Origin of the sequence: Stenotrophomonas sp. Nf1, from assembly GCF_003028475.1 — a bacterium.
GTDB lineage: Bacteria > Pseudomonadota > Gammaproteobacteria > Xanthomonadales > Xanthomonadaceae > Stenotrophomonas.
On sequence record NZ_PYTV01000005.1, the window covers coordinates 1 to 25,281 of the forward strand.

At 68.3% G+C, this 25,281-nt stretch carries 20 protein-coding genes; 9 read left to right on the forward strand and 11 right to left on the reverse strand.

Translation table 11 applies throughout. The annotated features are described in order from the left end of the window. Positions 1-501 precede the first annotated feature (501 nt). Positions 502-3,846 (reverse strand): GH92 family glycosyl hydrolase, encoded by a 3,345-nt coding sequence (locus tag C9412_RS10540; protein WP_107231575.1) that lies wholly within the window; start codon positions 3,844-3,846, stop codon positions 502-504. A 388-nt stretch (positions 3,847-4,234) separates the two neighbouring features. Between C9412_RS10540 and C9412_RS10545 the strand changes: the two genes are divergently transcribed. The 4 genes from C9412_RS10545 to C9412_RS10560 all read left to right on the forward strand — a co-directional run bounded on the left by C9412_RS10545 (position 4,235) and on the right by C9412_RS10560 (position 7,500). Further along, the gene (locus C9412_RS10545) at positions 4,235-4,432 is read left to right on the forward strand and encodes a zinc-finger domain-containing protein (RefSeq protein WP_057497568.1); all 198 of its coding nucleotides are present in this window, start codon (positions 4,235-4,237) and stop codon (positions 4,430-4,432) included. Positions 4,433-4,447: 15 nt separating this feature from the next. After that, positions 4,448-5,563: a glycosyltransferase gene (locus C9412_RS10550; protein WP_107231576.1), complete on the forward strand. Its 1,116-nt coding sequence runs from the start codon at positions 4,448-4,450 to the stop codon at positions 5,561-5,563. Then, entirely contained in the window at positions 5,544-6,875 is a 1,332-nt protein-coding gene (locus C9412_RS10555) for an O-antigen ligase family protein (protein ID WP_107231577.1), read from the forward strand. The genes C9412_RS10550 and C9412_RS10555 overlap by 20 nt, the downstream gene beginning before the upstream one ends. Before the next feature lie 175 nt (positions 6,876-7,050). Next, the gene (locus C9412_RS10560) at positions 7,051-7,500 is read left to right on the forward strand and encodes a transposase (RefSeq protein WP_107231578.1); all 450 of its coding nucleotides are present in this window, start codon (positions 7,051-7,053) and stop codon (positions 7,498-7,500) included. Between the two features lie 137 nt (positions 7,501-7,637). On the opposite strand, the gene C9412_RS10565 is transcribed toward C9412_RS10560, so the two are convergent. After that, on the reverse strand, positions 7,638-8,555 hold the full coding sequence (locus C9412_RS10565; RefSeq protein WP_107231579.1) for an LpxL/LpxP family Kdo(2)-lipid IV(A) lauroyl/palmitoleoyl acyltransferase: 918 nt from the start codon (positions 8,553-8,555) through the stop codon (positions 7,638-7,640). A 60-nt stretch (positions 8,556-8,615) separates the two neighbouring features. On the opposite strand from C9412_RS10565, the gene waaA reads away from it, so the two are divergent. Together waaA and C9412_RS10575 are read left to right on the forward strand one after the other, a co-directional pair. Continuing rightward, positions 8,616-9,914, forward strand: coding sequence for a lipid IV(A) 3-deoxy-D-manno-octulosonic acid transferase (waaA, locus tag C9412_RS10570; RefSeq protein WP_107231580.1), 1,299 nt, complete (start codon positions 8,616-8,618; stop codon positions 9,912-9,914). 218 nt (positions 9,915-10,132) lie between these two features. Further along, positions 10,133-11,374, forward strand: a complete 1,242-nt coding sequence (locus tag C9412_RS10575) for an amino acid transporter (protein WP_107231581.1) — start codon at positions 10,133-10,135, stop codon at positions 11,372-11,374. Positions 11,375-11,470: 96 nt separating this feature from the next. Here the strand turns inward: C9412_RS10575 and C9412_RS10580 are convergent, their stop codons facing one another. The 3 genes from C9412_RS10580 to C9412_RS10590 form a co-directional block, all read right to left on the reverse strand. Further along, on the reverse strand, positions 11,471-12,829 hold the full coding sequence (locus C9412_RS10580; RefSeq protein ID WP_107231582.1) for a TolC family outer membrane protein: 1,359 nt from the start codon (positions 12,827-12,829) through the stop codon (positions 11,471-11,473). A gap of 16 nt (positions 12,830-12,845) precedes the next feature. Continuing rightward, complete coding sequence (locus C9412_RS10585; RefSeq protein ID WP_107231583.1) at positions 12,846-13,493, reverse strand: protein-L-isoaspartate O-methyltransferase; 648 nt, start codon at positions 13,491-13,493, stop codon at positions 12,846-12,848. A 140-nt stretch (positions 13,494-13,633) separates the two neighbouring features. Further along, on the reverse strand, positions 13,634-14,311 hold the full coding sequence (locus tag C9412_RS10590) for a TetR/AcrR family transcriptional regulator (RefSeq protein ID WP_107231584.1): 678 nt from the start codon (positions 14,309-14,311) through the stop codon (positions 13,634-13,636). Between the two features lie 115 nt (positions 14,312-14,426). Here C9412_RS10590 and C9412_RS10595 point away from each other — a divergent pair, with 115 nt between their 5' ends. Together C9412_RS10595 and C9412_RS10600 are read left to right on the forward strand one after the other, a co-directional pair. After that, positions 14,427-15,557 carry an efflux RND transporter periplasmic adaptor subunit gene (locus tag C9412_RS10595; RefSeq protein WP_107231585.1) on the forward strand — a complete coding sequence of 377 codons (1,131 nt, stop codon included), beginning with the start codon at positions 14,427-14,429 and terminating at the stop codon, positions 15,555-15,557. A gap of 4 nt (positions 15,558-15,561) precedes the next feature. Further along, the gene (locus C9412_RS10600) at positions 15,562-18,723 is read left to right on the forward strand and encodes an efflux RND transporter permease subunit (protein ID WP_107231586.1); all 3,162 of its coding nucleotides are present in this window, start codon (positions 15,562-15,564) and stop codon (positions 18,721-18,723) included. 304 nt (positions 18,724-19,027) lie between these two features. Here the strand turns inward: C9412_RS10600 and C9412_RS20545 are convergent, their stop codons facing one another. Next, positions 19,028-19,360: a hypothetical protein gene (locus C9412_RS20545; protein ID WP_146160139.1), complete on the reverse strand. Its 333-nt coding sequence runs from the start codon at positions 19,358-19,360 to the stop codon at positions 19,028-19,030. Positions 19,361-19,430: 70 nt separating this feature from the next. Beyond that, positions 19,431-20,336, reverse strand: coding sequence for a LysR family transcriptional regulator (locus tag C9412_RS10610; protein WP_107231588.1), 906 nt, complete (start codon positions 20,334-20,336; stop codon positions 19,431-19,433). 118 nt (positions 20,337-20,454) lie between these two features. On the opposite strand from C9412_RS10610, the gene C9412_RS10615 reads away from it, so the two are divergent. Next, the gene (locus C9412_RS10615; RefSeq protein ID WP_107231589.1) at positions 20,455-21,228 is read left to right on the forward strand and encodes an SDR family oxidoreductase; all 774 of its coding nucleotides are present in this window, start codon (positions 20,455-20,457) and stop codon (positions 21,226-21,228) included. Between the two features lie 159 nt (positions 21,229-21,387). Here the strand turns inward: C9412_RS10615 and leuB are convergent, their stop codons facing one another. The 4 genes from leuB to C9412_RS10635 are packed head-to-tail and all read right to left on the reverse strand — an operon-like array spanning position 21,388 to position 25,275. Continuing rightward, the gene (gene leuB / locus C9412_RS10620) at positions 21,388-22,449 is read right to left on the reverse strand and encodes a 3-isopropylmalate dehydrogenase (RefSeq protein WP_107231590.1); all 1,062 of its coding nucleotides are present in this window, start codon (positions 22,447-22,449) and stop codon (positions 21,388-21,390) included. Beyond that, positions 22,439-23,017, reverse strand: a complete 579-nt coding sequence (leuD, locus tag C9412_RS10625) for a 3-isopropylmalate dehydratase small subunit (RefSeq protein ID WP_107231591.1) — start codon at positions 23,015-23,017, stop codon at positions 22,439-22,441. Before leuD ends, leuB begins: the two co-directional genes overlap by 11 nt. Next, positions 23,017-24,435, reverse strand: a complete 1,419-nt coding sequence (gene leuC, locus C9412_RS10630) for a 3-isopropylmalate dehydratase large subunit (RefSeq protein ID WP_107231592.1) — start codon at positions 24,433-24,435, stop codon at positions 23,017-23,019. The genes leuD and leuC overlap by 1 nt, the downstream gene beginning before the upstream one ends. Before the next feature lie 60 nt (positions 24,436-24,495). Further along, the gene (locus tag C9412_RS10635; protein ID WP_107231593.1) at positions 24,496-25,275 is read right to left on the reverse strand and encodes a class I SAM-dependent methyltransferase; all 780 of its coding nucleotides are present in this window, start codon (positions 25,273-25,275) and stop codon (positions 24,496-24,498) included. Positions 25,276-25,281 lie beyond the last annotated feature (6 nt).

Here is a 25,281-nt window from a genome sequence, read left to right on the forward strand (position 1 = left end):
GCACTACCGTCTCAGAGCCGGCCAGCGGCCGGCATTACCGTCTCAGAGCCGGCCAGCGGCCGGCATTACCGTCTCAGAGCCGGCCAGCGGCCGGCATTACCGTCTCAGAGCCGGCCAGCGGCCGGCATTACCGTCTCAGAGCCGGCCAGCGGCCGGCACTACCGTCCCAGAGCCGGCCAGCGGCCGGCACTACCGTCCCAGAGCCGGCCAGCGGCCGGCACTACCGTCTCAGAGCCGGCCAGCGGCCGGCACTACCGTAGGGGTGGCTGCCACATGCGCGACGCCACCTGGTCATCCCCCTGCAACGCCGCTCCGGCCCAATACGCCCACGCGGCCCGGCCGTGGGAAGGGACCGGACCGGCCTTCCCACCCTGGGCCCGACCCACTTTTCTTCGGCGAGGGTGTCATGCGCAATCGAGTGACGCGGCGGTACTTCCAGCAGCTGTTCGCGCTGTACGCCGGCTTCGTGCAGTCACGCTGAAGCCGCGCCCCCACGGCGGCTCATTGCACCGGGGTCGGTGCCAGCAGTTCAATCTCCGCCAGCGGCAGTCGTCCTGGCGCCGTCAGGCGCAGGCGGTACTCGCTGTAGCGGCCCGGCTTTGCGATGCGGAACGGACGGGTCTGCCGTGCTGATTCGAAGTCCTCGGCGCTGCGCTGGTCGAGCGTGATCCAAGCGCCGCTGCCAGTGCGTGCCTCCAGTGTCCACGCGCCGCCACGGATGCTGCCGTCACCGCTGGTCAGCGTGTACATCGTCGGCATGCCCTCGCTCAGACCGCTCAACGCGATGGTCGCGCCACCGCCCAGCCCCACCGTGGTGCCGGCATCGTCATCGACCAGCGCTGGCAGCGCGCGGCCATCGGCCAGCGTCGCCTTCGCGGTGTGGCCAAGCAGATCGTGCAGCAGCTGCGGACGCTGGCCACGGGCGGTCAGCGAGCGCGGCACATCGTCCACGCCACTGCCCCAGCGCGAGGGCTGCGGGCCCATCACGAAGTCCAGGGTGGCGCCCTTGGCGATCAGCTCGTGCGGAACCCAGGTTTTCGTCCACGGCGTGCCGTTGATCTTCAGCGATTGCACGTAGACGTTCTCGCGTGAGTTGTTCTCCGCGTTCACGGTCAACACCGCGCCGCCCTGCAGTTCCACCCGCGCGTGGCGGAATGCCGGCGAACCGATCACGTACTCCGGCGCGCCCATGCGCAACGGGTACAGGCCCAGCGAGGCCAGCACGTACCACGCCGAGGTCTCGCCGTTGTCCTCATCGCCCGGGTAACCCTGGCCGATCTCGCTGCCCACGTACAGCCGCGACAGGATCTCGCGCACGTGCTGCTGGGTCTTCCACGGCTGCCCGGCGTACAGGTACATCCACGGGATGTGGTGCGCCGGCTGGTTGCTGTGCGCGTACATGCCCATGCGTACATCGCGTGCTTCGGTCATCTCGTGGATGGTGCCGCCATAGGAGCCGGCCAGCGCGGGATCGGCGGTTTCCGGGGTGGCGAAGAAGGCATCCAGCTTGGCGGCCAGCTTGTCGCGGCCTCCGTACAGCGCGGCCAGGCCTTCGCCGTCATGCGCGGCGGTGAAGGCGAAGGTCCAGCCGTTGGATTCGGTGTAGTCGTGGCCCCACACGCGCGGGTCGTAGTGCGCGCTGTCCACGCGCCAGCGGCCATCGGCGCTGCGGCCCTGGAAGAAGCCGGCGGCCGGATCGAACATCGTCGTGTAGCTGGCGGCGCGATAGCGGAAGTAGTCGGCCTCGGTGCGGTAGCGCTCGCGCAGCGCCGGTGTGCTCGCACGTTTGGCCAGGGCGTCGGCCATGTTGGCGATGCCGAAGTCGTTGAGCGCGCCTTCCATCGTCCACGACATGCCCTCGTGCACGTCGGCACTGGCGTAGCCACGGAAGGTCGAACGGTCCATGCCCTTGCGGCCGACATGGCGGTCGGGCGGTACCACGGTCGCGTTCTTCAGCGCGGCCGCGTAGGCCTCGGCCGGATCGAAGCCACCGATGCCCTTCAGCCACGCATCGGCAAAGGCCACATCCGAGCTGGTGCCGACCATCAGATCGGCGTAACCCGGCGACGACCAGCGCGCGATCCAGCCGCCGGCGCGGTACTGCTCGATGAAACCCTGCACCAGTTGCCCGGCATCGTCGGGGGTGAACAGTGCATAGGCCGGCCAGGTGGTGCGGAAGGTGTCCCAGAAGCCGTTGTTGACGAACACCTTGCCGTCGCGCACGCCGGTGAAGCTGCGGCTGGCACTGCCGTCGGTGTTGTCATCGCTGGCGCTGGCCTGGTTGGCGTAGCGCCAGTCCGGGGCGGCCGCGGTGCCGGCATTCTCGTGGCCGGAGTTCGGGTACAGGTACAGCCGGTACAGGCTGGAGTACAGCGTGGTCTTCTGGTCGTCGCTGGCATCGCCGATGTCGAAGCGGGCCAGGCGCGTGTCCCACGCGTCCTGTGCGCGGCCGGCCACGCTCTCCAGCGTGTCGGCGGCGGCGATTTCCAGCGCCAGGTTGTGCCGCGCCTGCTCCAGCGAGATCAGCGAAGTGGCGATGCGCATGGTCACCCGGCGCTCGCTGCCGGCATCGAACTTGATGTAGCCGGTCGGGCGGCCGGTCTCAAGACGCCCGCTGCTGCGCCAGGGCTTGTCGAAGCTGGCCACCACGTACATGCGGCTGGCGCCGTTGGACAGGCCGCTGCGCGTATCGGTGTAGCCGCTCAGGGTCTGCGTGGCCGCATCCAGGCTCAGTCCACCGCGCGCGTCGACGTTGTCGAACAGCAGGTTGGCGTCGCCGCGTTCGGGGAAATCGAAACGGAACAGCGCGGCATGGTCGGTCGGTGCGATCGCGGCGGCGATGCCGTTGTCGAAGCGCACGTCATAGCGATAGGGGCGGGCGCTTTCGTGGCTGCGGTCGAACGACAGGGCGCGCTTGCGGCGGTCGGCCTCCGGCACGCCCTGGCTGGCCGAGGGCATCACCTGGAAGGTCTGGCGGTCGCCCATCCACGGGCTGGGCTGGTGGCTCAGGGCCAGCGCCTGCAGCTGCGGACGGTTCTGCGCATCGTTCTGCTCGTTCCAGCGGTACAGCCAGTTGAGCGCACCGGCATCGGTCACCGGGGTCCAGAAATTGAAGCCGTGTGGCACGGCCGTGGCCGGGAAATTGTTGCCGCGCGAGAAGGTGCCGTTGGCCTGGGTACCGCGCGTGGTCAGCACCCAGTCCGAGACACGTTGCGGCTGCTGGCGCGGCGCGGCGTCCAGGCGCACATCGTCGATCCAGCCGGATACCGGTGCACCGTCGGCACTGGCGACTTCCAGTTCGATCGCGACCACGCGGCGGCCCTTCAGTGCGGGCACATCGCCCAGGCGTACTGCCTTGCGCGCCCACTGCTGCGGATACAACGTCTTCGAATCGCCCTGCGCGCGTGCGCCGATCGCCGCGCCGTGCTGGTCGCGCGCGGCACCGGCCGAAACGCGGCTGCCATCGTCCAGCCGCAGATCCAGCGAGACATAGGTCGAGGCCACGGTGTCCTTGCCGACGATTTCCGGCAGCACCAGCCACGACAGCGTGGTGTCGGCCTCGATCGGCAGGTCGGTCCTGAACAGTTCGCGCCGCGCGCTGCCGCCTTCGCTGCTGTAGCGCAGCGCATGCAGGCCGCTGTAGCCGGCGTTGCGCTTGGCGGTGTAGGGCGCGGCCGGGCCGTTGCCGAGGCTGACCTGCAAGGCACCGGCGGCCGCAGCCGGGGCCGGCTCTCCGGGTTCGAACGAGGTCTGCAGCCCCTGTGCCAGTGCCGGCATCGCAGTGGTCGCGCAGGCCAGGGCCAGGGCGAGCGGAAGCAGGGCGCGGCGAGGATCGGACAGGGTCATGCAGGGGTCTCCCGGAAGGGCTGGCGGCGGGCAGAACCCGCATCGGCGGACACCACGGACAGCATCACGCCACCCGCCACGTTCGCGGCGGAAGAGGCGATGCCGGTCCGGTGGGGGCGGGCCATGCGATCGGGTCGGATTGGGCAGGTCGAGTGCTGACCTGGGCCGATCCTGCAACAGCCGCCGCAGCCTGACAAGTGCCATTTAGTTCGATCCAAATGCGGGAAATCTGCGCAAGCCCCGGTTTGCGCCGGGAACTTGCCGGATCGATGCAGGCATTTTTCCGGCGCACGCCTGCCGGCACGTCCAACCGCCTGCTGCGGCGCAATGTCCGGGCGGCCCGGATGCTAGAATCACAGCCCTCGCAACCCGTCCATCGACATCCGCCATGAGCCATACCGCCACCGCGCCCGCCAACGCCGAGAAGCGCTACACCGTGCACCGCAGCGAGCTGCCGCTGAGCTGCCCGACCCCGGAAATGGCGCTGTGGAACTCGCATCCGCGCGTGTACCTGCCGATCGAAGACGAGCCCAACGGCGAAGCGCAGTGCCCGTACTGCGGTTCCGTGTTCGTGCTGGCCGACTAAGCGGCCGCCCCTTCGATGCGCCGATTGACCGTGGTGCAGTTGCTGCCGGCGCTGCACTCCGGCGGTGTCGAGCGCTCGACCCTGGAAATCGCTGCGGCCCTGGTCGCCGCCGGCCATCGCGCGCTGGTGGTGTCCGCCGGTGGCCGCCTGGTGCAGCCGCTGCTCGATAGCGGGGCCGAGCACCTCACCCTCGATATCGGCCGCAAGTCGCTGCTCACGCTGCGGCATCTGCCGACCCTGCGCCGGCTGTTCGCCGAAGTGGGGGCCGACATCGTGCATGCCCGCTCGCGGCTGCCGGCCTGGCTGGGCCTGTACGCGATCCGCGCCATGCCCGCCGCGCAGCGCCCGCACTGGGTGACCACCGTGCACGGCCTGAACTCACCCAGTCGCTACAGCGCGGTGATGACCAGCGGCGAACGCGTGATCTGCGTGTCCAACACTGTGCGCGATTACGTGCACCGGCATTACCCGACCGTACCCGACGCCCGGCTGCAGGTGATTCCGCGCGGCGTCGATGTCGGCCAGTTCCCGCGTGTAGCACGTGCCGACCGTCGCCCGCGCCTGGCGCTGGCCGCCGATTATCCGTGGCTGGCCCAGGTCGACGGCCCGCTGCTGCTGCTGCCGGGGCGCGGCACCCGACTGAAGGGCCACATCCACGCGCTGCAGCTGCTGGCCGATGTGCGCGCCGCCGGTGTGCCGGCGCAGCTGTGGATGCTGGGCACCGATGAGCCCGGGCGGGACGCCTACGTGGCCGACCTGCGCCGGCAGGCCGCGGCGCTGGGCGTGGCCGAGGCCGTGCAGATCAGCACGCCCACCGCGCGCATCGCCCAGGCCTATGCAGCCAGCGATCTGGTACTGCAGTTGTCGGACAAGCCCGAAGCGTTCGGCCGCACCGTGGTCGAAGCGCTGTCGGTGGGGCGTCCGGTGCTGGGCTGGGACCATGGCGGTGTGGGCGAACTGCTGCGGCAGCTGCAGCCCAGCGGCGCAGTGCCGCTCGGCGACGCGCGCGCGCTGGGTGAACGTGCGCTGGCCCTGCTGGCGCAGCCGCCGTCCTTACCGACCCGCATCCCGTTTACCCTGCAGGCCATGCAGCGTGACACCCTCCGCCTCTATGCCGACCTCGCCGGCTGATCCCACTGCCATCGTGCGCGAGGACCGTGCTGGGCGCTGGGCGCCCTGGTGGGTGCTGGCATACGTGGCACTGTGGCCGTTGCCGGGCATCGCCGAAACCGTGCTTGGGCTCGGTGCGCTGTATGCCGCCGCGCGCATGGTCACGCGCCGCCTCCAGCGCCGGCCGCATCTGCTGAGCACGGCCGCCTGGGCGCTGACCTCGATCCTGTTCCTGGGCTATTGGCTGCCGCAGGCGTTCTCCGCGTTCGATGCCATCGACCCGGCGGCCTCGTGGACCAAGGCCGCCGCCGGCCTGCGCTACCTGCCGTTCATGTGGCTGGTGGCGATCGCGGTGGCCACGTCGGAACGGCGACGGCTGACCTTCGCGGGCCTGGCGCTGATCACCGGCGCCTGGACGCTGGATGCGCTGGTGCAGGCGGTGGCCGGCACCAGCCCATGGTTCTGGTCGCTGGATCAGCTGAAGCTGGCGGTGAGCGGTCACGCCTTGTGCCCGGCCGGCGAAGCGGCCCTGGTCGACCGCCTCAGTGGTGCGCTGGGACCGTGCAACCTGAAGTTCGGCCAGGTGCTGGCCAGCCTGTCACCGTTCCTGCTGCTGCCGTTGGCGCGTCGCTTCGGCAACCTGGGATGGCTGCTGGCGGCCGCTGCGCTGGGCTGCGTACTGCTGCTGGCCGGTTCGCGGGCGTCGTGGATCACCTTCGCGCTGGTGCTGGCCTACAGCGGCATGCGCCAGCTGGGTTGGAAGCGATTGGCGCTGCTGGCACTGATCGCCCTGCTCGGCGCCGCTGCGCTGACCGCCAGCGTGCCGCAGCTGCGCGAACGCGTTGCGCGCACGGCCATGGCCTGGGACGGTGGCGAGCGTGGTGTCGACGAGGCGCTGTCCGGGCGTGCGCGGATCTGGGAAGCGGCCGCCTGCATGATTGAAGAGCACCCGTTCAACGGCGTCGGCGCACGCGGTTTCCGCGATGCCTACCCGGCCTGTGTGGCCGACGAGGGCCCCGCGGTGTGGGGGGACCTGCCGGCGCTGCATGCCCATCAGATCGTGCTGGAGATCCTGGCCGAAACCGGTGTGCTGGGCCTGCTGCTGTGGCTGGCGGCCGTGGCCCAGGCCTGGCGTGCCTGGCGCTACGCCCCGGCTGCCGCACGTGAGCGGGCGCGACCGGCGATGCTGGCCCTGGCGGTCACCGTGTTTCCGCTCAACACCCACCTGGCCTTCTATTCTGCGTTCTGGGGCGGGCTGACCGTGCTGTTGGCGGCGTTGTTCGCCGGCAGCCTGTTGGCGCGCGATGCAGATGAATCAGCGGCGCTGAAATAACGGCGTGTCCCCGCATGGCGAGGATTTACTGCGGTCACCGAACGAACATTGATGGGCGGTCACCGAACAAACGTCACCCTGGTAGATCCACGCCATGCGTGGATGGCACTTTCCCGACGCAAACACGCTCCAACCTCCACTACCGGTGCTTCCCTGCGTATCGCACGCTGGGGCCATGGCCAGCCCAAGACTCCGCTACGGTCGCTACTCCCACTCGGGGAACGTGTACCTCCTGACCACAACAACCCTTGGCCGGGAACCGTTCTTCGCCGATGCCGCCAGTGTGGCGATCCTGGTAGATGCGCTGCGCTTCGTCGAACGCAGCGGTTCCAGTCACAGCCTGGCGTGGGTGGTGATGCCCGACCATCTGCACTGGCTGATGGAGCTGCGCGAAGGAACCCTGGCCGAGTGTATGGCCCTGCTCAAATCACGCAGCAGCCGGTTGTTGAACCAGCAGCTTGGCCGCCATGGCACGCTTTGGCAGCACGGCTATCACGACCATGCGGTGCGGACTGACGAATCACTTCACGAGAAGGCGATGTACATCATTGCCAACCCGGTCCGCGCTGGCTTGGCGTGCGTGGTGGGAGAGTACCCGCACGCCTGGTGCCGCTGGCCGTTGTGATTTCTGGCACGGGATCAAAGAGCATCCACGCATGGCGTGGATCTACTTCAGGATGTCCGGTAGATCCACGCCATGCGTGGATGAATCCATCCGCAGTAGATCCACGCCATGCGTGGATGGAGCCCCCGGTCCCACCGCTACTTGTAAAAGTCGCTCCGTCCACCCGGTTGGCGCTTGAACCTGCGGTGGATCCACAGGTACTGGTCGGGGGCCTCGCGCACCATCTCTTCGATGGCCTGGTTGACCCGCGTGGTATCGGCTTCCACATCTTCGCTGGGGAAGTTCTCCAGCGGTGCGCCGATCTTCAGGAAATACTTCCCGCCTTCGCGGCGATGGAAATACGGAATCACCGCGCACCCGGTCATCCGCGCCAGCTGGTGGGTGGCGGTGATGGTCGAGGCGGTGTGGCCGAAGAACGGCACGAACACGGTGTCCTTGCCACGCATGTCCTGGTCTGGCGCATACCAGAGGAAGCCACCCTTCTTCAGGTGGCGCACGGTGGCGCGGATGTCTTCGTTGGCGAACATCGCCTTGGCGTAGCGCAGGCGACCGAACTTCACCGCCCATTCGTACACCGGGTTCTTGTGCCTGCGGTACATGCCCGAAAGATCAACGTAGTCGCACAGCAGGCGCCCACACATTTCCAGGGTCATGAAGTGGCCGGACACCAGCAGCACACCACGGCCCTCGGCCTGCATCTGCCGCAGGTGTTCCAGCCCTTCGATCCGTACCTGCGGGCGCAGGCTGTCGATGCTGCCCCACCAGGCGCGGATGCACTCGAACACGCCCACGCCCAGCGCATCGAAACTGTCACGCACCAGGCGCTGGCGCCAGGCGTCGTCCTTTTCCGGGAAGCACAGCTTCAGGTTGACCTCGGCGGCGCGGCGGCGGCTGCCGAGCAGGCGCCAGCTGATCCAGCCGACGCCGCGGCCGAGCGCCCGCTGCAGCAACCACGGCAGGCGGGCGAGGGCGAAGGCGCCGAACATGGCGGCAAACATCGGCCAGTTGCGGGGATCGCGCAGCGACGGGCGGATGGCGGTGGTGGCATCGGACATTGCCCCATTCTACCAACCCGGCCGCGTGTCTTTCCCGGGGGGCTCCCGTATCCTTGCCGCATGCGTAAAGACCCTGTCGAATGGATCCTGCGTGGCCTGTACTCGGTCGTGCTCTACATCCTGCTGCCGATCACCGTGTACCACCTGGTCTGGCGCGGTTTCCGGGTCCGCGAGTACTTCCGGCGCTGGGACGAGCGCTATGCCTCCTATCCGCAGCCCAGCGGCCAGCCGCGGGTCTGGCTGCATGCCGTCTCGGTGGGCGAGGTCAATGCCGCCGCGCCGCTGGTCAACGCGTTGCGCGAGCAGCGCCCCGACATCCGCTGGGTCATCACCACCATCACCCCGACCGGCTCCGAGCGCGTGCGCGCGCTGTGGGGCGATGCCCTGGACCACGTCTATCTGCCCTACGACGTGCCGGGCAGCGTCAATCGCTTTCTGGGCCATTTCCAGCCGAGCCTGGCGCTGATCCTGGAAACCGAGCTGTGGCCGAACATGCTGTTCGGCTGCCGTGACCGTGGCATTCCGGTCTACATCCTCAACGCACGCCTGTCGGCGCGCTCGTTGCGCGGCTACCGGCTGCTGGCGGCGCTGATCCGGCGCGCACTGCGTACCGTCACCTGCGTGGCTGCGCAGTCGCAGGACGACGCCGAGCGGTTCGTGCAGCTGGGGGCGGCGCCGGAGCAGGTGCAGGCGCTGGGCAATCTGAAATTCGACATCACCACGCCGGATGTGCAGGGCTTTGTCGGGCAGTTCCATGCCCGCGTCCCGGCCGGGCGGCCGGTGTGGATCGCCGCCAGCACCCACGAGGGCGAAGAGCAGGCGGTGGTCGAGCTGCACCGGCGCCTGCGCCAGCAGCATCCGGACCTGCTGCTGCTGTGGGCACCGCGCCACCCCGAACGGTTCCCGAAGGTGGAAGCGCTGGCGCGCGAACAAGGCTGGAATGTGGCCACCCGCCGGGTGGAGCAGTGGCCGCAGGGCGGCACCGATGTGTTCGTCATCGATACCCTGGGCGAACTGATGCCGTTCTACGCCTGCGCCCAGGTTGCTTTCGTCGGTGGCAGCCTGCAGGCCATCGGTGGCCACAACCTGCTGGAGCCTGCGGCCATGGGCACCGCCTCGGTGACCGGCCCGCACCTGCACAACTTCGCCGAGATCTCCCGGCGCATGCGCGAGGCCGGCGCGCTGCTGATCGGCGAGGACGCACAGGCCGTTGGCGACCTGCTGCAGCATCTGCTCGACAACGCCCAGGCCCGCCAGGACATGGCCCGCGCCGGGTGCACGCTGGTCAGCAATGGCCGCGGCGCGCTGCAGCGGACCCTGGCGCTGGTGGCGCCGCATCTGCCGCCACCACGCGAGTGACCTCTGCGCCGCCGTGATCTGGCGGCGCACTGTCGTGATCGACTTCATCAAATCCACTTAGCGATGCGTAGCCTGTCGCGGCTGGACCGACTCCGCCGCTTGCAGCGTGCCTGTGATCACAACATGGCGCACGCGCTACAAATTCCGATATCGCGCCGGTGCTGCAGCCTGCCAGCCTGATGTCCACCGCGCTTGGGCGGATATCAAGGGAACTTGGGATGGACGGCAACGGCGGCAGGGACGGCATCAATGACGATCGGCCGGGACTGGACCATCTGGCAGTGGTGGCATTGACGCTGCTGGTCGGTGGCAGCGTGATCGCGCTGGTCGGGCAGCACACGGCCGCACAGGCCGGCCCGGCGATCGTGCTGAGCCTGCTGCTGGCCGCGCTCGGGGCGGGTCTGGTGCTGTGTTGCCTGCGTGATCTGGTGGCGCGGCAATCCGACGCGCCGGGCCTGCACGGGTTGCTGGTGACCGGGTGGGGGCCGCGGGTGGCCGGCGTGCTGGGCGCTGTGCTGCTGCTGGAGCTGGTGGTGACCGCGGCGGGTGCGGCGCAGTCCTCCGCCAGCCACCTGCACGCGGTGCTGGCCCTGTACGGGGTCCAGGCCGAGCACACGGTACCGGTGCAGCTGACCGCCGCGTTGGGATTGCTGATGCTGGGCGCGACCGCGCTGCTGCCCGCGCGGGTGGTGGCGCTGGTGGCCTGTGCCCTGCTGACGGTGAAGATCGGCACCGGGCTGCTGCTGCTCACGCTGGCGGCGCGGTATGTGCACTACGCGCACTGGGTTCCGTGGCTGCCGGACGCCACCGCGCCGTATCGCTTCGGTCTGGGCGGCGTGCTGGCCGCTGCGGTGCCGCTGCTGGGTGTGTTTGCCAGTGTCGGGCTGGCGCTGGGCTTTCCCGCGCTGCGGCGGCAGCACCGGCGCCGGCAACCCAGCGTACTGGCGCTGGCGTCGTTGCTGGCGATGCTGTGGCTGATCCTGCTGGCGGCGCTGCAGGCCGGCCTGATCGAGTTTCCGGCGCTGGCCAGCACGCGGCCGCTGTCGGTGGCCCTGCAGAGCCATCCGCCGTTGCAGTGGATGTTGCCGCTGCTGCCGTTGGCCGGCGCCGCCGGCCTTGCCGCATTGCAGGTAGTGCTGCTGACGCTGGCGGTGCAGCTGGCGATGGCACTGCGGCCTGCGCCGCATGCCGCTGCGTGGCGGCCACGGCTGGTGGCGGTGCTGGTGTTGGCGACGTTGCTGGCGTTGTGGGTACCGGCGGGGGCGTTGCCGGCGCTGCCGGGCGCAGCCGCGCTGCTGGTGATGGGCATGCTGTGCCTGGCGGTGCTGCGCCCGCGCCCGCATGCCGCCGGGCAGGGTCCGTTGCGCTGGCCGGCCCGGATGATGCCGTTGCTGGCGCCGATGGCGGCGCTCCTGTGCCTGCTGGCGGCACTGGCACGGCTGCAGGCGTGGCCGGGCTGAGCAGAGGCCGCGCCTTGCGCGCAGGCGCCCGCGCCATCGCCCACGAAAAAAGCCACCCTTGCGGGTGGCTTCTTCGTTGCGGGCGGGGGCCTGGACTCAGCGCGTGGTCGTGGCCGGACTGCCGGCATCCTGGGTCAGCAGGCGGTTGACGTCCTGCAGTTCAGCCACGTCCAGTGCGCCCAGCGACTGGCTCAGCAGCAGACGGTTCTGCAGGAAGGTGTAACGCGCGTTGGCATAGTCCAGCTGCGCCGAGAACAGGATGCGCTGGTTCTGGATCACGTCCAGCACGGTGCGGGTACCGACTTCCAGGCCGACCTGCGACGCGTCGTAGGCGCTCTGCGCCGAGACCACCGCCAGGCGGCGCGCTTCCACTTCGCTGATGCCCTGCACCAGGGTCTGGTAGGCATTGCGCGTGTTGCGGTCCAGGGCACGCTTCTGCTGCTCGTAGCCGTCCTGGGCGATGTCGCGCTGGGCCAGCGCCTGGCGCACGCCGGACTGGGTGGCGCCGCCGGAGAAGATCGGCACGCTCAGGGTCAGGCCGATGCTGTTGGTCCGCGCGTCCGGCGACAGCGAGCCGGCACCGGTGCTGTCCCCCCAGGTGGCGGACTTGCCCCAGCTGCCGCCCAGCGACAGGGTCGGGTAGTGGCCACCACGGGCCGCCTGCACGCCGGCCTCGGCGGCGCTGACCTTCAGTTCCTGCGCCTTCAGCGCCGGGTTCTGGGTGCTGGCCTGCTGTACCAGCTCGTCGATGTTGCCGCGGTTGGCCGGCACTTCCGGGCGGAAGTCGGCCGGCAGGCCGCGCAGGTTGACCACCGGCTGGCCGGTCAGTTCGGTCAGCGCCTGGTAGTTATCGGCCAGGGTGTTCTGCGCAACGATGGTGTTGGCGCGCGCCTGGTCGTACTGGGCGCGGGCTTCGTGCACGTCGGTGATCGGCGCCAGGCCCACTTCCAGGCGCTTGTCGGCGAAGTCGAACTGCTTCTTCGCGGCCGCTTCGTTGGTCTGTGCGGCGTTCAGCGATTCGATCGCCACCAGCACATTGAAGTAGGCCGCCGAGGTGCGCACGATCAGGCTGTCGTTGGCCGAATCGAGGGTGAAGTCCGCCGCCTTGCTCAGCTCGCGCTGCGAGCGCAGGTTGTTGATCTGGGTCCAGTTGAACAGCGTCTGGCTGCCCTCGATCGTGTAGTTGCGGCGCTTGCTGGTGACCGTGCCGGAGTTGGCATCGGCATTGGCTTCGCTGCGCGAACGGTTCAGCGTGGCCTGGCCGTTGATCTGCGGCAGCAGGGCGGCGCGCGCCTGCACGGCGCCTTCCTTGTCGTACAGCCGGGTCGATTCGGCGGCAGACAGCTGCGGATCGCCGTTGCGGGCCATTTCGTAGACCTGCAGCAGGTCGGCGGCATGGGCGGACAACGGCAGCAGGGCAGTGGCCAGCGCAACAGCGAGGGATCGGCGGATCATTGCGGCTTCCTTGGACTCAGAGGTGGAACTGGGGTGCCGGGGCGGCACCGCGCAGGTAATCGATATCGGTCTCGAACAGGGACTCGGTGCTGCCGTCGGCCTTGACCAGCAGGGCCTCCATCGCCGGCGAGCGGCCGTGGATCACGAACAGGCGGCCACCCGGACGCAGCCACGAAGCAAACTGTGACGGCACCACGTCGACCGCACCAGTGACACAGATCACGTCAAAACGGCGTTCGGTCTGCCACGACAGGGCATCGGCCACTTCCACGCGGACATTGCTGCCCAGGCCGGAAGCGTCCAGGCGCGCGCGCGCGGCAGCGGCCAGTTCGGCATCGATCTCCAGGCTCAGCACGTCGCGCGCCAGCGCGCCGATGCAGGCGGCCAGGAAACCGCTGCCGGTGCCGATCTCCAGCACTTCGTCACCCGGCTGCAGGTCCAGCGCCTGCAGGGTACGGCCCTCGATGACCGGCTTCATCATCTTCTGGCCGTTGCCGATCGGCAGTTCAACATCGGCGTAGGCCAGCGCCCGGTGTGCATCGGCGACAAAGGCCTCGCGCGGCAGGCGGGCCAGGACGTCGAGCACCTTGATGTCCAGCACGTCCCAGGGACGGATCTGCTGTTCCACCATCAGTTCGCGGGCGTGGGCGTAATCAATCGTCATGAGGTTCAAATCCAGCGCAGTGGGCCGGCCATTTTACCGGTGCCGGAGGCCGGCGGCGCGCCCAGAGCATCAGCTGCCGGGGGGCCGGGGTCGCAGTGCCGGAAGTCATCGCGACCTCCGGTTCATTCAGGTTTGCCGTTTCAGCCGGTTCCGGCCCTTCGCGGCGCATAGGCGCGCAGGAAAAAGTCGATGCTGGCGGTCACGTGGGCAAGAGGGTCGCACTCCACCGGTGACAGTGGCATGCCGCACATCATATGCATGTGCACTTCGCCCTTCACCAGGGTCAGGAACTGCTGGCCGGCCAGGTAGTAGTCGGGGATGTCCAGCTCGCCGCGTTCGCCGCGGGCACGCAGGAAGTCGGCCAGGGCCTCGCAGGTGCGCTCCGGGCCGGCCTGCCAGAACAGCTCGCGCAGGCGCTCGTCGGTCTCCGGTGCCATCATCATGCGCTGGATCGAGATCGCCGCGTCGGAGGTGATCAGCTCGAAGAAGGCCAGGCCGATGCCGATCAGCTGGTCGCGCAGAGGACCCTCCGCATCGGCCACGAACAGCGCATCGGGCAGCATTTCAATGCACTTGGACTGCACCGCCTCGGAGAACAGGGTCTCCTTGTCGCCGAAATGGCTGTACACGGTCAGCTTCGAGACGCCGGCCTGGGCGGCGATGGCGTCCATGCTCACGCCGGTATAGCCCTGTTCGATGAACAGTGCCTTGGCTGCTTCAAGGATCGCCGCGCGCTTGCCCAGATCCTTGGGGCGCCCGGGTCCGGCGGCCTTGACAGCGGGCTTGGCCGACGGCTTGCGGGAAGTGGAAGAACTCATCGCAACAATACTAGACCAAGCGGTTCGATATTTATACTATACCGGCCGGTTTATTAAATTGGGCCGGCAGTCGTGGCCCCCTTGTTGCAACCCTGCGTTTTCAGGACGTTGACCGATGAAGATCGTGCGCTGGATGGGCGGTATGGTGTGGGTGGCTGCGCTGGCAGCCTGTTCGGGGCAGGAGCAGGCGCCGCAGGCGGCCGTGCCGGTGCTGGTGGTGCATCCCGGCGAACAGGCCGGGCAGGCGCCGGCGGCGTTCCCGGGCACGGTGCGTGCCCGCCAGGAAAGCCCACTGTCGTTCCGCGTCGGCGGCAACCTGGTCAAGCGTCATGTCGATGCCGGCCAGCGGGTGAAGAAGGGCGACGTGCTGGCCGAACTGGACGTGGCCGACTTCGCGCTGCAGGCGCGTGCCTCGCAGGCCCAGCTGGCCGCGGCCGAAGCCGATCTGGTACGCGCCCGCGACGACCTCAAGCGCTACCAGGTGCTGGCCGACCAGCAGCTGGTCAGCCGCTCGCAGCTGGACCAGCAATCGGCCGCGTTCAAGGCTGCGCAGGGCCAGGCCAACGCCGCCCGCGCCAACCTCGATGTGCTGCGCAACCAGGCTGACTACGCGCAGCTGCGCGCGCCGGCTGATGGTGTGATCGCCAGCCGCGAGGCCGAAGCCGGGCAGGTGGTATCCGCCGGTCAGACCATCTTCAACCTGGCCGCCGACGGTGGCCGCGAAGTGCTGATCGACCTGCCCGAAGCCACCATCCGCGACTATGCAGTCGGCCAGCCGGTCGAGGTGGAACTGTGGAACCGCCCGGGCCAGCGCCTGCCGGGCACGATCCGCGAGATCGCCGCCGCCGCCGATCCGCAGGCGCGTACCTATGCCACCCGCGTCAGCCTGGCCGCCGATGCGCTGGCCGATGTCGAACTGGGGCAGAGCGCGCGCGTCTACAGCAGCGCCGGCCGCCACGGCACGCTGCAGTTGCCGCTGGGCGCGCTGCAGCGCGGCGCCAACGGTGCGGCCAGCGTGTGGGTGGTCGATCCGGCCAACAGCACGCTGAAGACTGCCACCGTCACCACCGGTGCCTATGGCAGCGAGACGGTACCGGTGCTGTCCGGCGTTGGCGCCGCTGACTGGGTGGTCGCCGCCGGTGGCCATCTGCTGCGCGCCGGCCAGCCGGTGATCGCGGTGGACCGGCAGAACCGCCCGGTGCTGAAACCGGCCGTACCGCCTGCTGCCGCCAAGGCCAAGGAGTAAGCCGGTGCGCCGCTTCAATCTTTCCGAGTGGGCGCTGGCCAATCGACCACTGGTGCTGTTTGCGATGCTTGCCTTCGCCCTGATCGGTGCGTGGTCGTACAAGCATCTGGGCCAATCCGAAGATCCGCCGTTCACCTTCAAGGCGATGGTGGTGCGCACGTTGTGGCCGGGCGCCACCGCCGAGCAGGTCTCGCGGCAGGTGACCGAGCCGATCGAAAAGGCGCTGATGAACACCGGCGAGTACGAGTTCATCCGCTCGTACTCGCGCCCGGGCGAATCGCAGGTCATCTTCATGGCCCGCGACAGCCTGCGTTCCAAGCAGATTCCGGACCTGTGGTACCAGGTGCGCAAGCGCGTGGGTGATATCCGCGCGACGTTGCCGCGCGAGATCGTCGGCCCGTTCTTCAACGATGAATTCGGCGACACCTACGGCAACATCTATGCGTTGACCGGCAAGGGCTTCGACTATGCGGTGATGCGCGACTACGCCGACCGCATCCAGCTGGAGCTGCAGCGCGTGCCCGACGTCGGCAAGATCGACCTGGTTGGGTTGCAGGACGAGAAGGTGTGGATCGAGTTGTCCAACACCCGCCTGGCCACGCTGGGCGTGTCGATGCAGCAGGTGCAGCAGGCGCTGGCCGACCAGAATGCGGTGAGTGGCACCAGCTTCTTCGAGACCGCCACCGACCGCGTGCAGCTGCGCGTGACCGGCCAGTTCAACGATATCGAAGCGATCCGCCAGTTCCCGATCCGCGCCGGTGAGCGCACCGTGCATCTGGGCGACATCGCCGAGGTCAAGCGTGGCTTCGCCGATCCGGCGTCGCCGAAGATGCGCTTCATGGGCGAAGAGGCGATCGGCCTGGCGGTGGCGATGAAGGATGGCGGTGACATCCTCAAGCTCGGTGCCAACCTCGATGCCGAGTTCCAGCGCCTGCAGAAGACCCTGCCGGCGGGCATGCAGCTGCGCAAGGTCTCCGACCAGCCGCAGTCGGTGGAGGAGTCGGTCGGCGAGTTCGTGCAGGTGCTGACCGAAGCGGTGGTGATCGTGCTGCTGGTCAGCTTCTTCTCGCTGGGCCTGCGCACCGGCCTGGTGGTAGGCGTGACCATCCCGCTGGTGCTGGCGATGACGTTCTTCGTCATGCATTACTTCGACATCGGCCTGCACAAGATCTCGCTCGGTGCGCTGGTGCTGGCACTGGGCCTGTTGGTGGACGATGCGATCATCGCAGTGGAGATGATGGCCACCAAGATGGAGCAGGGCTACGACCGCCTGCGCGCGGCCAGTTTCGCCTGGGAGTCGACCGCGTTCCCGATGCTGACCGGTACGCTGATCACTGCGGCCGGCTTCCTGCCCATTGCAACGGCGGCATCGAGCACCGGTGAATACACCCGCTCGCTGTTCCAGGTGGTGACCATCGCGCTGGTGGTGTCGTGGATTGCCGCAGTGCTGTTCATCCCGTATCTGGGCGACAAGATGCTGCCGGACCTGTTCAATCCGCAGCCGCCGAAGCCGGGCAGCCTGTCCGCGCGCTGGCATGCCAAGCGCCAGCAGTGGGCCGATCGCTACCCGGCACTGGCCAACCTGATCGCGCCGCCGCAGCACGGGCACGACCATGACCCGTACCAGCGCCCGTTCTACCGCAGCTTCCGCCGCTTCCTCGACGCCTGCCTGCGCCGTCGCTGGTGGGTGATCGCCGCGACCATCGCGCTGTTCGTGTTCTCGCTGATGATGTTCCGCTTCGTGCCACAGCAGTTCTTCCCGGATTCGACCCGGCCGGAACTGATGGTGGACATCGAGCTGGCCGAGGGCGCGTCGCTGCGCTCGACCCAGGCCCAGGCCGAGAAGCTGGAGAAGCTGCTGCAGGGCCGCCAGGACATCGCCAACTACGTGTCCTATGTGGGCACCGGCTCGCCGCGCTTCTACCTGCCGCTGGACCAGCAGCTGCCAGCCACCAACTTTGCCCAGTTCGTGATCCTGGCCAAGGACACCAAGGCGCGTGAAACCGCCCGCAGCTGGCTGTTGAAGGAGGTCATCCCGCAGTTCCCGGACGTGCAGATGCGCGTGACCCGCCTGGAGAACGGCCCGCCGGTTGGTTACCCGGTGCAGATGCGCATCTCCGGCGAGCACATCGAGCGGGTGCAGGCGATCGCCCGCCAGGTCGAGGCCAAGGTGCGCCAGAACCCGCACGTGATCAACGTCAACCTGGACTGGAGCGAGCCGAGCAAGGTGGTGCGCCTGGTGATCGATCAGGAACGCGCCCGCGCGCTGGGCGTGAGCAGCGCGCAGGTCAGCCAGTTCCTGTCCAGCTCGCTGGCCGGGCAGTCGGTGAGCGTGTACCGCGAAGGCAACCGCCAGATCGAGATGCTGCTGCGTGGCCCGGCCGACGAGCGCAACCAGCTGGAGCTGCTGTCGAGCCTGTCGATGCCGACCACCAACGGCGGCAGCATCACGCTGTCGCAGGTGGCGACGATGGAGTACGGCTTCGAGGACGGCATCATCTGGCATCGCAACCGCCTGCCGACGGTGACCGTACGTGCCGACATCGGCGACGGCATGCAACCGCTGGACGTGGTGCACCAGATCCTGCCGGCGCTGGACGGCATCCGTGCCGAGCTGCCCAATGGCTATCTGCTGGAGACCGGCGGCACCGTGGAGGATTCGGCACGTGGCCAGAACTCGATCAAGGCCGGCATGCCGCTGTTCCTGGTGGTGGTGGCCACCCTGCTGATGCTGCAGCTGCGCAGCTTCTCGCGTGCGGCGATGGTGCTGGTGACCGCACCGCTGGGCATCATCGGCGCGACCTTGTTCCTGCTGCTGTTCCGCGCGCCGTTCGGGTTCGTGGCCTTGCTGGGCACGATCGCGCTGGCCGGCATGATCATGCGCAACTCGGTGATCCTGATCGACCAGATCCAGCAGGACATCGATGCCGGGCATGACCGTTGGCATTCAATCATCGATGCCACCGTGCGCCGCTTCCGCCCGATCGTGCTGACCGCGCTGGCAGCGGTGCTGGCGATGATTCCGCTGTCGCGCAGCGCGTTCTACGGCTCGATGGCGATCTCGATCATGGGCGGCCTGATCGTGGGTACGGTACTGACCCTGGTGTTCCTGCCGGCGCTGTACGCGGCGTGGTTCCGGGTCAAGCCGGACGAATCCGGGGCGTAATACCCGGCCGGGGTCGGATCCCTTTCCCTCCGGGAAAGGGCTCTGACCCCACCCATGCCGGTTGGTCCCCTCCAGGTAGGTGCCAACCTTGGTTGGCACGGATGCACCATCCACGCATGGCGTGGATCTACTGATGTGGCAGGTGCCAACCTTGGTTGGCACGGATGCATGCATTCACGCATGGCGTGGATCTACCGATGTGGTAGGTGTCAACCTTGGTTGGCACGGATGCCCCCAATCCCCCACGTAATCAGTAGAGCCACCCCATGGGTGGCTGCAGGAGATGGTTCGATGCCTCTCTCGTTCAGACCGAAGGTGTCTTGTGGCGCTCGATGCCGCGCACCGCCAGCAGGAAGAGCGCGGCGGATGCCAGGGTCAGCAGCATCGGGATGAACGAATCGATGGCCAGGCCCAGAGCGTTGGCCCAGGGTTCGGGCAACGGGTTGCCGGAATAGTAGATCACCAGGGCCATGGCAGGGGACGACAGGAAGGGCCACAGGCACATGGCCGTGGTCGACCACGCGAACCCGGCACTCCTGCGCGTGCGCAGCCGTCGGTGCATCGTCCAGGCGGCGATGACAGAAAGCAGCAGGGCCATGCCTGCCGCGATAGCGTTGATCAGATCGGAGTGAAACACGGCCGGGCTCCCTGGCTGTAGCGCTCTGGTTCGCTATCTCCATCTTGCACCATCCACGCGCGGCGTGGATCTACCGCAATTGCAGGCCGGTTCGAAGCACCGGCAACAGCCATTCGATGAACACCTGTACGCGTGGTGCGCGGTGCTGCCGATGCGGCAGCAGCAGGGTCACCGGCAGCGGTTGTGCCACGTACTGCGGCATCACCTCCACCAGTTCGCCGGATTGCAGCTCCGCCTGCACGTCATAGCGCGGAATCTGCAACAGCCCCAGCCCGGCCACGCAGCATGCGATCGATGCCTCTGCGCTGTTCACCCGCACCCAGCCGGCTATCGGCAACGTACGCAGCTGCGCACCGTCCTGCCATTCCCAAGGTTCCACCCGTGCCGTGGTCGGTGAGGCGTAGTTCACCGCGCGATGCTGCTGCAGATCTGCAGGATGCTGCGGCTCGCCGTGCTCGCGCAGATATGCGGGCGCGGCGACGTTGACGAAATCCAGCTCGCCCAGCGTACGCGCCACCAGGCTGGAATCGCCCAGATGACCGACCCGCAGCACCGCATCGCAACCGTCCTCGATCAGGTTCACCGCGCGGTCGGTCATGCCCAGATCCACCTCCACCTGCGGATGGCGGGCGAAGAAGTCGGGCAGGGCGGGGGCGATGATGCGGCGGCCGATGCGGCTGGGCACGTCGATCTTCAGCAGGCCCACCGGCTGCGCGTCGTCCTGGCGGAACAGCGATTCGGCGTCTTCGACCTCGGCGATCAGGCGCAGGCAGCGCGCATGGAACACGTCGCCATCGTGGGTGGTGGAGACGCGGCGGGTCGAGCGCTGCAGCAGGCGGGTACCCAGCCGCTGCTCCAGCTCCGCCACCGCCGCCGACACGGTGGAGCGCGGCAGGCCGAGTTGATCGGCGGCGCGGGTGAAGCTGGCGCACTCCACGACCCGGGCGAAGATGCGGAAGCGGTCGATCCGGTCCATTGTTCGCTGGCTCTGGAAAGTTAAGTCAATGTGGCGGGCTTTATCCGCTTTTTCCGCACGATATCGTCGTCAGGACAGGGTTGCCACCCCGGGCAGCCTCCTCCCCGAGACCGAAGCCATGACCGACCATTCCCTCAAGGGCAAGACCGTGCTGATCGCTGGTGGCGCCAAGAACCTGGGCGGCCTGATCGCCCGCGACTTCGCCGCACAGGGCGCCAAGGCCATCGTCATCCACTACAACAGTGCCGCCACCCAGGCCGACGCCGAAGCCACCGTCGCTGCGGTGCAGGCGGCCGGCAGCAAGGCGGTGGCCCTGCAGGGCGAACTGACCTCGGCGGCAGCGATGGAGCGCTTGTTCGCCGACGCCGTGGCCGCGGTTGGCCGTCCCGACATTGCCATCAACACCGTGGGCAAGGTGCTGAAGAAGCCGCTGCTGGAGATCAGTGAAGCCGAGTACGACGAGATGAGCGCGGTCAACGCCAAGGTGGCGTTCTTCTTCCTCAAGGAGGCGGGGCGCCACGTCAACGACGGTGGCCGCATCTGCACCCTGGTCACCTCGCTGCTGGGTGCCTACACGCCGTTCTATTCCAGCTACGCCGGCACCAAGGCGCCGGTCGAGCATTTCACCCGTGCGGCGTCGAAGGAGTTTGGTGAGCGCGGCATCTCGGTGACCGCGATCGGCCCCGGTCCGATGGATACGCCGTTCTTCTACCCGGCCGAGAGTGCTGATGCGCAGGCGTATCACAAGACTGCTGCGGCGCTGTCGGCGTTCACCCGTACCGGCCTGACCGACATCGCCGACATCGTGCCGTGGATCCGCTTCCTGGTGACCGATGGCTGGTGGATGACCGGGCAGACGATCCTGGTCAATGGTGGGTATACCACCAAGTAAGCAAAGCCCCGCATGGCGTGGCTCCACCGTCTTGGTAGGTGCCAACCTTGGTTGGCACGGGCAAAGGCCGCCACGCATGGCGTGGACTTATCGTCTTGGTAGGTGCCAACCTTGGTTGGCACGGACAAAAGCCGCCACGCATGGCGTGGCGCTACCGGATCAGGCCAGCTTGGCCAGTACCGCGTCGGTGGCGGCCGCCGTACTCACGGCCTGGCCCTTCGCCGCGAGGTCGGTGGTGAACACGCCGTCATCCAACACCGCATGCACGGCCGCTTCCACCGCGGCCGCTTCGGCTTCCAAGCCCAACGAATGGCGCAGCAGCATCGCCGCGCTGAAGATCGTCGCGTACGGATTGGCGATGCCCTTGCCGGCAATGTCCGGCGCCGATCCATGGATAGGCTCGTAGATGCCCACCGCGCCCGGCTCACCCAGCGAGGCCGACGGCAGCAGGCCCAGCGAACCGGCCAGCATCGAGGCTTCATCGGTGAGGATGTCGCCGAACATGTTCTCGGTCACGATCACGTCGTACTCGCGCGGCTTGGCCAGCAGGTGCATGGCCATCGAGTCGACCAGTTGGTGCTCCAGGGCAACGTCCGGGAATTCCTCGCGGCCGATGCGTGCGGCCACGTCGCGCCACAGGCGCGAGGTTTCCAGCACATTGGCCTTGTCCACCGAAGTGACCTTGCCGCGACGCTGCTGTGCCAGGCGGAAGGCGCTGCGCAGCACGCGCTCGATCTCGGCCACGGTGTAGCGGCACAGGTCGCTGGCGCTGTCGGCATCGCGGGTCTTGTCGCCGAAGTAGATGCCACCGGTCAGCTCGCGCACCACCACGAAGTCCACGCCCTGCAGTAGTTCGGCCTTGATCGGCGAGGCGTGCAGTGCGGCCTCGTGGGTGCGCACCGGGCGCAGGTTGGCATACAGGCCCAGCGCCTTGCGGATCGCCAGCAGGCCCTGCTCCGGGCGCACCTTGGCATTCGGGTCGGACCACTTCGGGCCACCCACGGCACCCAGCAGCACCGCATTGGCGGCCTGGCAGGCGGCCAGCGTCGCGGCCGGCAGCGGTTCACCGTGGCGGTCGATGGCGATGCCACCGATATCGTGCTCGCTGAAGGTGAAGGTATGGTTGAAGCGGTCGGCGACGGCCTTCAGGACGGCAACCGCGGCGGCGGCTACTTCCGGGCCGATGCCATCACCGGGCAGGACAACAATCTCAGCGTGCATGCTCACTCTCGTAACGTTCGATTTCAGGGACACGGCCCAACAGATACCCCAACTGATCCACGCCTTCCAGCAGGCAGGTCTGCGAGAAGCCATCCAGCGGGAAGGAATACACGCGGCCATCGGGGGTGCGCAGCTCGCGTGCGGCCAAATCGATGGTCAGCTCATCGTCCGGGCGCTGCATCAGCGCCTGCACATCGGCTTCGTCCAGCACGATCGGCAGCAGGCCGTTCTTCAGCGAATTGCCGCGGAAGATGTCGGCGATCTCGCTGCTGACAATGGCGCGCAGGCCCAGGTCGGTCAGCGCCCACGGCGCATGCTCGCGCGAGGAGCCGCAGCCGAAGTTGCGGCCGGCCAGCAGGATGCTGCGGCCGGCGTTGTGCGGCTGGTTGAAGGCGAACTCGGCCACCGGCGCACCGTCGGCCTGCCAGCGCCAGTCATTGAACGCATGGCGGCCCAGGCCGGCGCGCTCGGTGGTGGACAGGAACCGTGCCGGAATGATCTGGTCGGTGTCGATGTTGGTCTGCGCCAGCACCACGCTGGACGAAGTCAGGGTACGGAAACCGGCCATCACGCCACCTCCTGTGCGAACAGTTCGCGGGTATCGGCAACGTGCCCGTTCACTGCGGCCCACGCCGCGCTCATCGGCGAGGCCAGCAGCGTGCGCGAACCGGGGCCCTGGCGGCCTTCGAAATTGCGGTTGCTGGTGCTGACGGCCAGCTGCCCCGGCGCGACCAGATCACCGTTCATGGCGATGCACATCGAGCAGCCAGGCTCGCGCCACTCGGCACCGGCCGCGCGCACGATTTCGTGGATGCCTTCGGCCTCGGCCTCGCGCTTGACGATCTCCGAGCCCGGCACCACCAGCATGCGCACCCGGTCGGCGACGCGGCGGCCGCGCAGCACCTGTGCCACCTCGCGCATGTCACTCAGGCGGCCATTGGTGCAGGAGCCGACGAACACCACGTCCACCGGTGTGCCGGCCAGCGCCTTGCCGGCCTGGAAGTGCATGTAGTCCAGGCCCTTCTGCGCGGCGGCATCGTTGGCGGCGGGAATCGGTGCATCCACTGCGATGGCGGTGCCCGGATGCGTGCCCCAGGTCAGGGTCGGGCGGATGTCGGCGGCGTCGATGTGCACTTCGCTGTCGAAGCGCGCACCGTCATCGCTGCGCAGCTGCTGCCAGCGCGCCACGGCAGCATCGAAGTCGGCGCCCTTGGGGCCGCGCGGGGTGTTGGCCACGAAGTCGAAGGTGACCTGGTCCGGGGCCACCATGCCGGCGCGCGCACCGGCTTCGATGGACATGTTGCACAGGGTCATGCGCTGTTCCATGTCCATCGCTTCGATGGTGCTGCCACGGAACTCGATCACATGGCCGGTGCCACCGTTCACGCCGATCACGCCGATGATGTGCAGGACCACGTCCTTGGCGCCCACGCCCGGCGCCAGCGGCCCGTCGACGGTGATCGCCAAGGTCTTGGCCTTGCGCTGCAGCAGGCACTGGGTGGCCAGCACGTGGCCTACTTCGCTGGTGCCGATGCCGAAGGCCAGCGAGCCGAACGCACCGTGGGTGGAGGTGTGGCTGTCACCGCAGACGATGGTCATGCCCGGCTGGGTGAAGCCCTGTTCCGGCGCGATGACGTGGACGATGCCGCGGTTGTCCGAGGCCATGTCGAACAGTTCGATGCCGTGCTCGGCGCAGTTGCGCGCCAGCGTGGCCACCTGCGCTTCGGAGGCGGCGCTGGCATAGGGCAGCTTGCCGTCGGCACCGGCCGGCAGGGTCGGGGTGGAATGGTCCATCGTCGCCTTGGTGCGGTCCGGGCGGCGCGGCGCCAGGCCGCGCGCGCGCAGCTCGGTGAACGCCTGCGGCGAGGTGACCTCGTGGATCAGGTGCAGGTCGATGTACAGCACAGCGGGCGCGCTGTCGGATTCGGGAACCACCACGTGGGCGTCCCACAGTTTGTCGTACAGGGTGCGGGGTGCGGAAGTCATGCGTGTGCCTGGCAGAAGTACGAAAGTGCGGACATCAGGAAAGATAGCGAAAAGGTTGAATCAGCGGCGACGGGCGAGCACGCGCAGCCGCACGTAGTCGGCCAGTGGCTGGCCGGTGGCATTGCGCGGCAGCTCGGCCAGCAACGTGGCCGCAGCCTCGCGCACGGTGGCACGGGCATCGGCGGGCAGGTCATCCAGCAGCGGCGCGGCGAATACGCGCAGCCAGCCGGCCACGCCGGTCGGCAGCGCGGTCGGGCGCGGCGTGCACTCGATCAGCTGCACCTGGAAACCATGCTGGCGCAGTCGGTCTGCGTAGGCATCAGCAGTGGGGAAGTACCACTGGAACGCGCTGGCGCCGTGGCCATGGGCCACGCGCGCAGCCTGCACCGCGGCAATGATCGCAGCGACGTTGCCGTGGCCGCCGAACTCGGCGACAAAGCGCCCGCCCGGACGCAGTGCCCGGCGCACGCCTTCCAGCACCTGGTCGGGATTGCCCATCCAGTGCAGCGCGGCATTGCTGAACACCGCATCGAACTCGCTGTCGAAGGTCAGTGCGTGGCCATCCATCACCTGCGCATCGACGCCACGCGCGCGGGCGGCGACCACCAGTTCCGGCGACGCATCCACGCCGTGGATGCGTGCACCACTCAGCGCGAGCTCGGTGCTGAGCACGCCATCGCCACAGCCCAGGTCGAGGATGCGTTCACCGGCGCGCGGGTCGAGCAGGCGCGCGACCGCGCCGCCGAGCAGCGGCACGAAGCCGGCGTCGATCGCATAGTCCTGGGCGTTCCACTGCTGGCCAGCGGCGCTGGTCGGGGTGGGGGTGTCGAAGGCGCTCATCTCGGC

Coding starts and splice junctions, on each gene's coding strand:
- C9412_RS10540 (WP_107231575.1), bottom strand. CDS start 3,846: ATGACCCTGTCCGATCCTCGCCGCGCCCTGCTTCCGCTCGCCCTGGCC.
- C9412_RS10545 (WP_057497568.1), top strand. CDS start 4,235: ATGAGCCATACCGCCACCGCGCCCGCCAACGCCGAGAAGCGCTACACC.
- C9412_RS10550 (WP_107231576.1), top strand. CDS start 4,448: ATGCGCCGATTGACCGTGGTGCAGTTGCTGCCGGCGCTGCACTCCGGC.
- C9412_RS10555 (WP_107231577.1), top strand. CDS start 5,544: ATGCCGACCTCGCCGGCTGATCCCACTGCCATCGTGCGCGAGGACCGT.
- C9412_RS10560 (WP_107231578.1), top strand. CDS start 7,051: ATGGCCAGCCCAAGACTCCGCTACGGTCGCTACTCCCACTCGGGGAAC.
- C9412_RS10565 (WP_107231579.1), bottom strand. CDS start 8,555: ATGTCCGATGCCACCACCGCCATCCGCCCGTCGCTGCGCGATCCCCGC.
- waaA (WP_107231580.1), top strand. CDS start 8,616: ATGCGTAAAGACCCTGTCGAATGGATCCTGCGTGGCCTGTACTCGGTC.
- C9412_RS10575 (WP_107231581.1), top strand. CDS start 10,133: ATGGACGGCAACGGCGGCAGGGACGGCATCAATGACGATCGGCCGGGA.
- C9412_RS10580 (WP_107231582.1), bottom strand. CDS start 12,829: ATGATCCGCCGATCCCTCGCTGTTGCGCTGGCCACTGCCCTGCTGCCG.
- C9412_RS10585 (WP_107231583.1), bottom strand. CDS start 13,493: ATGACGATTGATTACGCCCACGCCCGCGAACTGATGGTGGAACAGCAG.
- C9412_RS10590 (WP_107231584.1), bottom strand. CDS start 14,311: ATGAGTTCTTCCACTTCCCGCAAGCCGTCGGCCAAGCCCGCTGTCAAG.
- C9412_RS10595 (WP_107231585.1), top strand. CDS start 14,427: ATGAAGATCGTGCGCTGGATGGGCGGTATGGTGTGGGTGGCTGCGCTG.
- C9412_RS10610 (WP_107231588.1), bottom strand. CDS start 20,336: ATGGACCGGATCGACCGCTTCCGCATCTTCGCCCGGGTCGTGGAGTGC.
- C9412_RS10615 (WP_107231589.1), top strand. CDS start 20,455: ATGACCGACCATTCCCTCAAGGGCAAGACCGTGCTGATCGCTGGTGGC.
- leuB (WP_107231590.1), bottom strand. CDS start 22,449: ATGCACGCTGAGATTGTTGTCCTGCCCGGTGATGGCATCGGCCCGGAA.
- leuD (WP_107231591.1), bottom strand. CDS start 23,017: ATGGCCGGTTTCCGTACCCTGACTTCGTCCAGCGTGGTGCTGGCGCAG.
- leuC (WP_107231592.1), bottom strand. CDS start 24,435: ATGACTTCCGCACCCCGCACCCTGTACGACAAACTGTGGGACGCCCAC.
- C9412_RS10635 (WP_107231593.1), bottom strand. CDS start 25,275: ATGAGCGCCTTCGACACCCCCACCCCGACCAGCGCCGCTGGCCAGCAG.